Raw genomic sequence first — 9569 nt, forward strand, 5'->3', positions numbered from 1 at the left:
CCGGCCGGCCGGCCCGGCGGCTCCCGCGACGGCGACCACGGCCCCTTCGAGCGCGCCGCCCGTGCCTGTTCCGTTCATGGCCTCCGCCTCCTTGGAACCTGTGCTCACGCGGCAGCCTTCCCCGCGTCCGAACCGGTGATGCCCTTGGCCGAGGCGATCACGCTCTTCAGCTTCTTGGAGAGGGCCTCATAGAACATGCTCAGGGGAAACTCGTCCGGAAGCACGTCGTCCACGAGTTTTCGGGGCGGCTGGGAGAGGTCCAGGGCGTCGGGGCCCTTGGCCCAGCGGGAGCCGGGGTGCGGGGCGAGGTAGGTGGAGACGAGGTCGTACGCGGCGAACCAATGGACCAGCTTGGGGCGGTCGATGCCGTCCCGGTACAGCTTCTCGATCTCGGCGCAGAGCTGGTTGGTGACCTGCGGGGCGCGCTCCCAGTCGATCCGGAGCGTGTTGTCGGTCCAGCGCACCACGTCGTGCTTGTGGAGGTACGCGAAGAGGAGCTGGCCGCCGAGGCCGTCGTAGTTGCGGACGCGCTCGCCGGTGACCGGGAAGCGGAACATCCGGTCGAAGAGCACGGCGTACTGCACGTCGCGGCCGTGCGGGTTGCCCTCGGCCTCCAGCTTCACGGCCTCCTTGAAGGCGGTGAGGTCGCAGCGCAGCTCCTCGAGGCCGTACATCCAGAACGGCTGCCGCTGCTTGATCATGAACGGGTCGAACGGCAGGTCGCCGTGGCTGTGGGTGCGGTCGTGGACCATGTCCCAGAGCACGAACGCCTGCTCGCAGCGCTGCTGGTCGCCGATCATCGCGCGGATGTCGTCGGGCAGCTCGACGCCGAGGAGGTCGACGGCCGCCTCGGTGACGCGGCGGAAGCGGGCGGCCTCGCGGTCGCAGAAGATGCCGCCCCAGCTGAAGCGCTCGGGGGCCTCGCGGACGGCGATGGTCTCCGGGAAGAGCACCGCGGAGTCGGTGTCGTAACCGGAGGTGAAGTCCTCGAAGGTGATGCCGCAGAACAGCGGGTTGTCGTAACGGGTGGCCTCCAGCTCGGCGAGCCAGTCGGGCCAGACCATCCGCAGCACGACCGCTTCGAGATTGCGGTCGGGGTTGCCGTTCTGGGTGTACATGGCGAAGACGACCAGGTGCTGGAGGCCGTCGGCGCGTCCCTTGGCCGGCTGGAAGGCCAGCAGGGAGTCCAGGAAGTCGGGGACGTCGAAACCGCCGCCCACCCAGCCGCGCAGGTCCTTCACGAGGGCGCGGTGGTACGCGGCGTCGTGCGGCAGCAGCGGTGACAGCTCCTCGACGGCACCGACCACCCGCTCCACGGCGGCCTCGGCGAGCGCCGGGGCCGGCGCGCCCTCGGCGTCGAAATCGATGGAACCGTCCTTCGACTGCCAGGGGCGGATCTCCTCCACGGCGTTCTTGAGCGCGGGCCAGGCCGGGTGCTCGATCACCCGTGGGGCGGCATCTATGTCGCCGAATGCGGCGTCGTGCACAAGAATTTCCGTCATCACACTTCCTCCACGGGAGAACCTCGCGTCTCACCACCGTATCCGCGTGCGAGCCCCTGGGACAAGTGGGATTGTGGAAATTATCCTGCGAACCCCCATGGTCACCGTCGTTTTTCCTGTGGTACACCGCTACGGCGGTCTCTTCGGGGGTTCCGAGGGGCGCTGCGCCGCCGACCCCGCCCCTCCCCTGCACGGCGTCCCGAGGCCACTAGGCTGCCTCGGTAAGAGAGCGTCGACGGAAGCGAGCGGGCCTTGTCCATTCTTACGATCGGTCATCGCGGAGCGCCGGGCTTCGAGCCGGAGAACACGCTGCGCTCGTTCGTCCGTGCCGAGAAGGAGGGCGTGGACCTCGTCGAACTGGACCTGCATCTCAGCAAGGACGGCGCGCTGGCCGTCATGCACGACGCGGAGGTGGACCGGACGACCGACGGCGAGGGCCCGATCGCGGAGAAGACGCTCGCCGAGCTGCGCGCGCTCGACGCGGGGCTGGGCGAGCGGGTGCCCGTCTTCGAGGAGGTCCTGGACGCCGTGCGGTCCCCGCTCCAGGCGGAGATCAAGGACGTGGCGGCCGCCCGCACCCTGGCCCGGGTCATGCACGAGCGCGACCTGGTCGAGCGCGTCGAGGTGATCTCGTTCCACGACGAGGCGATCGCCGAGATCGCGCAGCTGGTCCCGGGCGTGCGGACGGCGCTGGTGGCCAGCCGCTGGGGCGCGGACCTGCTGGACCGCGCGAAGGCGGTGGGCGCGAGCCGGCTCATCCTGAACATCCGGCGCATCACGCTGGAGCTGGTCGACAAGGCCCACGCCGAGGGGCTGACGGTCTTCGGCTGGACGGTCAACACCCAGAAGCAGCTGCGGCTGGCCGAGGGGCTGGGGCTGGACGGCGTGACCACCGACCACCCCGACATCCAGCGCGGGGGCGGCGCCCCCGCGTAGCGGTCAGCCGTCCAGCTCCTTGACCAGCAGCTCGAAGGCCAGGTCGTCGCGGAGCGGGATGCCGAAGCGCTCGTTGCCGTACGGGAACGGGGACAGTTCTCCCGTGCGGCGGTAACCCCGGCGCTCGTACCAGGCGATGAGCTCGTCGCGGACGGAGATCACCGTCATGTGCATCTCGCGCGCCCCCCAGCTCCGCCGGACGGTGCGCTCGGCCTCGGCGATGATCACCTTGCCGAGGCCGGCGCCCTGGAGCGCGGGACGGACCGCGAACATGCCGAAGTACGCGGCGTCGCCGCGGTGCTCCAGCTGGCAGCAGGCGACGGGCGCGCCGTCCCGCTCCACCACGAGCAGCCGGCTGCCCGGACTCTCGACCACCTCGCGCACGCCCTGCGGGTCGGTGCGCTGCCCCTGGAGGATGTCCGCCTCGGTGGTCCAGCCGGCGCGGCTGCTGTCACCGCGGTACGCCGACTCGATGAGCTCGACGAGTGCGGGTATGTCCGCTTCGGTGGCGTCGCGGAAGGTCAGTTCTCCCGTGTCCCGGGGCGGGGCGGTGTCCATGGCGGGGTGTCTCCGGATTCTGTGCGGGGGCGGTGCCGGAGCAGCGTAACTCCGGGGGCGGCGCCGGGGCTCCCGACGGCCCTCGCGGGGCGCGCGGGGGCGCGTGCCAGGCGCATCCCGGAAACGCTCCCGTTGCGTGCTCCCCCTGCACCTCCGTGCGCCGCGTACAGGTGTCCGGCCCCGGGCATCTACTGGTCGACGGCGATGTCGTTCGCCCGGGGGGAGGGCCGCTGTGCACGGACCGGCGATGTCCGGATGGCTGCTGATGGCGTTGTGCGCGGTGACGGGCTCGTACTGCTTGCTGCGCACCCGTACGGGGAGCGCGGAGGAGCGCAGAGCCGCGCGGGCCGAGGCGCTGATGGGCTTCGGCATGGCCGCGATGGCGATACCGGCCGCCGCCGTCGCCCCGCCCGCGTGGGGGTGGGGGCTCTACGCGGTGTTCTTCGGGATCGCGGCGCTGCGGGCGCTGTGGTTCTCCCGGCGCAGCGGACACCATCTGCACCATCTGGTCGGCTCCTCCGCGATGGTCTACATGGCGGTGGTGATGGCCCGGGCCGGAGCGGGCGGGCACGGCGGCAGCCACGGCTCGCACGCGATGGGCTCCACCAGCATGGCCGGCGCCGGCGGCATACCCCTGCTCACGGGGCTGCTCCTCCTCTACTACGCGGTGTACGTGCTGCGCTCGGGCGCCCGGCTGGTGCCGGTGGCCGCGGCGGCCACCGGCGGGCGGTCCGCGCCCGGGGGCTGGGGGGCCCGCCCGGAGCTGGCTCTCGCGTGCCGGCTGACCATGGGGATAGCCATGTTCGCGATGCTGCTCACCCTGTGAGACGGGAAGGGCCGCCTTTCGTGGTGTGCGTCACTTGGCGCGCGGAGCCATACCCGTGTGTGGCGCGGCCCTCATAGGCTGACGCCATGTGGGTCTCCCTAGCGCTGCTGCTGCTCGGTGCACTGGCCGCCGTCGTGACCCCGCGCCTGATGGCGCGGGCCGAGTGGCCCGAGCGCGAACCGGTGGTGGCGCTGTGGGTGTGGCAGTGCGCGGTGGGCGCGGTGCTGCTCTCGTTCGCGCTCTCCATGACGTTCAGCGCGGCCGCCGCCTGGCAGGCGGTACGGGGTCATGTCTTCGCGCCCGCGCCGCACGCCGTCGTGGAGGCGTACGCGCTCGCCGGCCACGGGGTGTGGTCGGCGGTGATGGCCGTGCTGCTGGCCCTCGGCGGGGTGTGGACGGCCGCCATGCTGGCCCGGGAGATCCACCGGGCGCATCTGCGGCGCAGGCAGCGGCGGACCGAACTCCTGGTGCGCGCCCCCTTGATGCCCGGCGAGGAGCCGGGGTCCGGGCGGCTCGTGGTGCTGGAGGGTGAGCGTCCGGACGCCTGGTGGCTGCCGGGGGCCGCGCCCCAACTCGTCATCACCACAGCCGCGCTGGGGCGGCTGAAGGGACGCGGGCTCGACGCGGTGCTGGCCCATGAGCAGGGCCACGCGCAGGCCCGGCACGACTGGCTGCTCAACTGCTCGGAGGCGCTGGCCTCCGGCTTCCCGCAGGTGCCGGTGTTCGCGGCCTTCCGCAACGAGATGCACCGGCTGGTCGAGCTGGCGGCCGACGATGTGGCCTCGCGGCGCTTCGGCCGGCTGACGATCGCCCTCGCCCTGGTCGAACTCAACGAGGACCGGGGTGTGTTCGGCCCGTCCCCGGCCGCGGACGCGGAGCTGCCGCTGCGGGTGAACCGGCTGCTGGCCCCGGCGGGCAGGCTCACGGCCGGACGGCGGCTGCGGCTGACCGCGGCGGCGGCCCTGGTGCCCGTCGTCCCGCTGCTGGTGGCGTTCGTTCCGGGGCTCAGCGCGCTCAAGTAGCGGACCGGCGATTCCGTTTTCCGGCGCGCTGGAATGGCCGGAGGGGGCGCCGGTCGGCGAGGATCATGCCATGCACATTCCGCTGCTCTCCCCCGTCGGCCGGGTCCGCCCCGCTTCGCGCCTCTCGCGGGCGGGCACGGTCTGCGGGGTGCTCGGCGGTGCGGTGACGGCGCTGGTCGCCGCCCGGTGGCAGCCGCTCGTGGACCTGGACGCACGGATCGCGGAGGCGCTGCACCGGCGGGCGGTGACCGAGCCCGGCTTCGTGCACGTCAACCGGTTGCTGACGGACTGGCTGTGGGACCCGTGGACGTTCCGCGCCCTGGTCTCCGCCGCGGTGGTGGCCCTGTGGTGGCGCGGGGCCCGGCCGCTCGCGGCGTGGGTCGCGGCGACGACGCTGCTCTCGGCGCTCGTGCAGCAGGGCGTCAAGGCGGTCGTCGGCCGGGACCGGCCGCAGTGGGCGGACCCCGTGGACTCGGCCCACTACGCGGCCTACCCCTCGGGTCACGCGATGACGGCGACGGTGAGCTGCGGGCTGCTGCTGTGGCTGCTGCACCGGTCCGGTGCGCGGCGCGGGGTATGGCGGGCGGCGGTGGGCGCGGCGGCCGTCTCGGTGCTCGGGGTCGGGCTCACCCGGCTGTACCTGGGCGTGCACTGGCCGTCCGACGTGCTGGGCGGGTGGCTCCTGGGGGCGGCGCTGGCCGCCTTCGCCATCCGGGGCTTCGACCGGTGGTGCGCCGCCGCACCCCCGTGCCGGAGGCTCTGACCAGGCAGGGTGCCGTGGTGGCCGGACAGGCGCCCTTGCCCGGGGCGCGCCGGTTCGGCGAGGATCGGTGCCATGCCGATCAAGGGTGCCCTCTTCGACTTCTCCGGGACGCTGTTCCGGATCGAGCCGGTCCGGTCCTGGCTCGCCGCGACTCTCGCCGACCGGGGGGTGCGCGTGGACGAGGCTGCCTTCGAGCGGTACGCGGCGGAGCTGGAGGCGTTCGGCGCGCTGCCGGGCGGGCCCGACCCGACGCGGATGCCCGAGGAGCTGGCGGACGGCTGGGCGCACCGCGACGAGAGCGCCGAGCTGCACCGCGCCGTGTACACCGGTCTGGCCCGCCAGGTGGCCCTGCCCGACCCCGGGCTGTACGACGCGCTCTACGCCCGCCATCTGAGCCCGGACGCCTGGCGCCCCTACCCGGACGCGGCGGAGGTCCTGGCCGGGCTGCGCGCGGCCGGGGTCCGGATCGGGGTCGTCAGCAACATCGGCTGGGACCTGCGGCCCGTCTTCCGCGCGCACGGCCTGGACCGCTATGTGGACGCGTACGTCCTCTCCTTCGAGCACGGCGTCCAGAAGCCGGACGCACGGCTCTTCCACACCGCCTGCACACTTCTGGGACAGGATCCGGCGGATGTGGTGATGGTCGGCGACAACCGGCGCGCCGACGGCGGGGCCGCGGCGCTGGGCTGCGAGGTGCGTTTTGTACGCCACCTGCCGGTGGATGAGCGGCCCGACGGGCTGCTGGAGCTGGGACTCACCGAGAAGGTTGCCTGAGACACATGTGAGAGATGTCCCTGACGCGCAATGGGTCGGATTGTCACATCGTGGCCTTAGCCTGGAGAACATGTCCCCGACTCCGTGCCCGTCCGATTCCGTACGCCCCGCAGCAGTGGTGAATGAAGACATTCGCGACCTGTGGCGGCGTTCGGGCGGCCACCTGTCGCCGGAGGACGAGGAGCAGTACCAGAGTCTGCTGGTCGAGTGGGCCGCCGCCACCGGGGGCGGCGAGAGGCCCGCGTACTGAGACGTCCCGGCTCCGGCGATCCCCTGCGTCGCCGGAACCGGTCCGTGGCGGGGGTACAGCATGTCCCGTCAGGGCTGATCGGTCAATGAAGTACTACGATCGGCGACTGCTCCGGTCCGCACGGTGACGATACCGGCCGCCCTCAGCCCTGGCCGAGGCGCACCGCCTGGCAGGCCGCCGCTTCGAGGATGCGGTCGAGCAGCCCGGGGAACAGCGCGTCGAGGTCGTCCCGGCGAAGCCCGTTCATCTTGGCGGTGCCCCGGTAGGTCTGCTGGACGATGCCGCTCTCGCGCAGCACCCGGAAGTGGTGCGTGGAGGTGGACTTGGTGACCGGCAGGTCGAAGCGGGAGCAGGTGAGCTCGGCCTCGGCGGCGGCCAGTTCCCGTACGACACACAGCCGCACCGGGTCCGAGAGGGCGTGCAGGACCGCTTCGAGCCGGATCTCCTCACGGGCGGGGTGGGGCAGGGCGCGCGCGCCCGCTGCCGGGGCGGTGGTGCTGGCAGGGGTCACGGTCGCTCTCCGCATCGTCGCTCCGTCCGGGGCTCCCATACTACGAGGCTCATCGTAATTCGCCGTGCGGGACGGGAGCCCGACCGGTACGGACTCACGCCCTGCGGGCTGCCAGGTGCGGGAAGCGGTATTCCGTGCGGCTGCGGAAGTGTTCGCCCGGGCGCAGGACGGTGGCCGGCAGGTCGGGGCGGTTGGGCGAGTCGGGGAGGTGCTGGGTCTCCAGGCAGACGGCGCTGTGGCGCTCGTGGTGGCCGCCGTCGGGGTCGGCCAGGGTGCCGTCCAGCTGGTTGGCGGTGTAGACCTGGATGCCCGGTTCGGTGGTCCACACCTCCATGACGCGCCCGCCGTCGGGTGCCGCGAGGCGGGCGGCGCGGCGGGGAGCCGCCGTTGCGTCCGCGCCGTCGAGAACCCAGCAGTGGTCGAACCCGCCGGCCCGGCGCAGTTGTTCGTGCGGCAGGGCGACCCGGTCCGCGAGGGTCTGCGGCTCGGTCAGGTCGAACGGGGTGGCGGCGACGGGCGCGGCGGGGCCCTCGGGGATGCCCTCCTCGTCCACGGGGAGGTAGTGCCCCGCGTCCACCTGGAGGGTGTGGCCGAGGATGTCGCCCCGGTCGGTGAGGTCGAAGTAGGCGTGGTTGGTGAGGTTGACGACGGTGGCGCGGTCGGTGGTGGCCGCGTAGTCGAGGGCGAGGGTGCCGGCGGCGTCGAGGGTGTACGTCACGGTGACGTCCAGCGCCCCGGGGAAGCCCATGTCGCCGTCGGGGCTGTGCAGTGCGAGCCGCAGGACGGCCGCCTCGTCCGTGGCGGTGCCCTCGGCCTGCCAGATCCGGGTGTGGAAGCCGTCCGGCCCGCCGTGCAGGGCGTGGCCCCGGTCGGTGGCGGGGACCTGGTGCTCCACACCGTCGAGGGTGAACCTGCCGTGCGCGATGCGGTTGGCGTAACGGCCGACGAGGGCGCCGAAGAACGGGTTCTTGCCCGTGTAGTCGTCGAGCGCGGGCAGCGAACGGACGACGGAGGCCGGGGTGCCGGCGGTGTCGGGCACGGTGAGCCGGTGCAGGATGCCACCGTAGGTGAGGATCTCGGCCCGGACTCCGGTGCCGGAGTCGAGCGTCCAGAGGTCGACGTCCGTGGAGCCGTGGGCGCCGAACGGTTTGCTGTGCACGGTGGGGCGAGGCATCGATGATCCTTGGGGGCGATCGGAAGGCCGGAGCGGCCGGGCGGGCGGGCCGTGGGCAGCGGACTCCCCGGGGGTGGCGGGGAGTCCGGCCCGTGCCCAGGGCGTGTTTCGAAGCACGTCCTAGGGCGCCGCGGGTCCGGCGGCGGGCCGGGGGACGGTGGATTCGCGGACGACGAGCCGGTAGCCGGGACGGGGCCGCCGGGGCTCCGCCACCGGCTCGCCCGAGAGGCGCTCGACCAGGCTGTCGACGGCGAGCCGGGCGATGGCCTCCTTGTCGGGCGCCACGGTGGTGAGCGTGGTCGCGCCGTAGAGGCTTTCCTCGATGTCGTCGAACCCGACGACGGCGACGTCCTCGGGGATGCGCAGGCCGCGCGCGGTGAGGGTGCGCATGGCGCCGATGGCGATGAGGTCGTTGTACGCGAAGACGGCGTCGGGCCGCTCGCCCCGGTCCAGCAGCGCGGCCATGGCGGAGGCCCCGTCCTCGCGGCCGTAGCCGTCGGTGACGACGACCAGTGCCTCGTCGGGCTCGATGGAGGCGGCGGCCAGCTCCTCGCGCCAGCCGCGCAGCCGGAGGTGGGCGGGCTGGCGTTCGCGGCCGGTACGGGAGCCGAGGAAGGCGATGCGGCGGTGGCCGAGGTCGACGAGGTGGCGTACGGCCTCGCGGGCCGCCGCGACGTTGTCGATGGCGATGTGGTCGTACGGGGCCTCGTACTCGCGCTCGCCGAGCAGGACCAGCGGCGCGGTCTCGGTGCGCGCCATCAGGTCCTCGGTCTCCAGGTGGATCGGGCTGAGGATGAGCCCGTCGATGACGTGGGACCGGAAGCCCTGGCTGACCAGGAGCTCCTTCTCGCGCAGTCCGCCGGTGTGGTCGACCAGCACGGTGTAGTCGTGCCGGGCGGCGGCGTCGACCACCGCGCCCGCCAGCTCCGCGAAGTACGGGTTGCCGAACTCGGGGACGGCGAGCGCGATGATCCCGGTGCGGCCCTTGCGCAGATGGCGAGCCGTCAGGTTCGGCCGGTAGCCGAGCTCGTCGATGGCCTGCTGCACCTTGGCGCGCATCTTCGGTGTGACGTGCTGATAGTTGTTCACCACGTTCGACACGGTCTTGATGGACACGCCCGCCCGTTGCGCAACGTCCTTGAGGCTGACGCCCACGGCACTCCCTGAATCGACTTGTCGCGCGGTAAGGCGCGGTGGCCCGGCTCCCGCCGGTTCGGCTCGATCGGCTCGAACGGTGCCGGGGACGTGGGGCC

General features: G+C 72.8%; 11 protein-coding genes. 6 read left to right on the forward strand and 5 right to left on the reverse strand.

Features of this window, described 5'->3' with window-relative positions; all coding sequences use genetic code 11:
- Positions 1–104: 104 nt before the first annotated feature.
- Positions 105–1502, reverse strand: coding sequence for a DUF6421 family protein (locus tag ACN6LM_RS36780; RefSeq protein WP_445069773.1), 1398 nt, complete (start codon positions 1500–1502; stop codon positions 105–107).
- Positions 1503–1754: 252 nt separating this feature from the next.
- Here ACN6LM_RS36780 and ACN6LM_RS36785 point away from each other — a divergent pair, with 252 nt between their 5' ends.
- A complete protein-coding gene (locus tag ACN6LM_RS36785; RefSeq protein WP_445069774.1) occupies positions 1755–2438 on the forward strand; it encodes a glycerophosphodiester phosphodiesterase in 684 nt (227 codons plus the stop codon).
- Between the two features lie 3 nt (positions 2439–2441).
- On the opposite strand, the gene ACN6LM_RS36790 is transcribed toward ACN6LM_RS36785, so the two are convergent.
- On the reverse strand, positions 2442–2996 hold the full coding sequence (locus ACN6LM_RS36790) for a GNAT family N-acetyltransferase (protein ID WP_445069775.1): 555 nt from the start codon (positions 2994–2996) through the stop codon (positions 2442–2444).
- Between the two features lie 232 nt (positions 2997–3228).
- Between ACN6LM_RS36790 and ACN6LM_RS36795 the strand changes: the two genes are divergently transcribed.
- The 5 genes from ACN6LM_RS36795 (at position 3229) to ACN6LM_RS36815 (ending at position 6631) form a co-directional block, all read left to right on the forward strand.
- The gene (locus ACN6LM_RS36795; protein ID WP_445069776.1) at positions 3229–3822 is read left to right on the forward strand and encodes a DUF5134 domain-containing protein; all 594 of its coding nucleotides are present in this window, start codon (positions 3229–3231) and stop codon (positions 3820–3822) included.
- 86 nt (positions 3823–3908) lie between these two features.
- The gene (locus tag ACN6LM_RS36800) at positions 3909–4844 is read left to right on the forward strand and encodes a M56 family metallopeptidase (RefSeq protein ID WP_445069777.1); all 936 of its coding nucleotides are present in this window, start codon (positions 3909–3911) and stop codon (positions 4842–4844) included.
- Between the two features lie 70 nt (positions 4845–4914).
- Positions 4915–5607 (forward strand): phosphatase PAP2 family protein, encoded by a 693-nt coding sequence (locus ACN6LM_RS36805; protein WP_445069778.1) that lies wholly within the window; start codon positions 4915–4917, stop codon positions 5605–5607.
- A gap of 72 nt (positions 5608–5679) precedes the next feature.
- On the forward strand, positions 5680–6381 hold the full coding sequence (locus ACN6LM_RS36810; RefSeq protein WP_445069779.1) for an HAD family hydrolase: 702 nt from the start codon (positions 5680–5682) through the stop codon (positions 6379–6381).
- 70 nt (positions 6382–6451) lie between these two features.
- Positions 6452–6631 (forward strand): hypothetical protein, encoded by a 180-nt coding sequence (locus ACN6LM_RS36815; RefSeq protein WP_445069780.1) that lies wholly within the window; start codon positions 6452–6454, stop codon positions 6629–6631.
- A 142-nt stretch (positions 6632–6773) separates the two neighbouring features.
- Here ACN6LM_RS36815 and ACN6LM_RS36820 read toward each other — a convergent pair whose 3' ends face one another.
- The 3 genes from ACN6LM_RS36820 to ACN6LM_RS36830 form a co-directional block, all read right to left on the reverse strand.
- Complete coding sequence (locus ACN6LM_RS36820; RefSeq protein WP_445069781.1) at positions 6774–7142, reverse strand: ArsR/SmtB family transcription factor; 369 nt, start codon at positions 7140–7142, stop codon at positions 6774–6776.
- Between the two features lie 94 nt (positions 7143–7236).
- Complete coding sequence (locus tag ACN6LM_RS36825) at positions 7237–8316, reverse strand: aldose epimerase family protein (protein WP_445069782.1); 1080 nt, start codon at positions 8314–8316, stop codon at positions 7237–7239.
- Between the two features lie 120 nt (positions 8317–8436).
- A complete protein-coding gene (locus tag ACN6LM_RS36830) occupies positions 8437–9471 on the reverse strand; it encodes a LacI family DNA-binding transcriptional regulator (protein ID WP_445069783.1) in 1035 nt (344 codons plus the stop codon).
- Positions 9472–9569: the final 98 nt, after the last annotated feature.

Source organism: Streptomyces sp. SAS_281 (genome assembly GCF_052542855.1).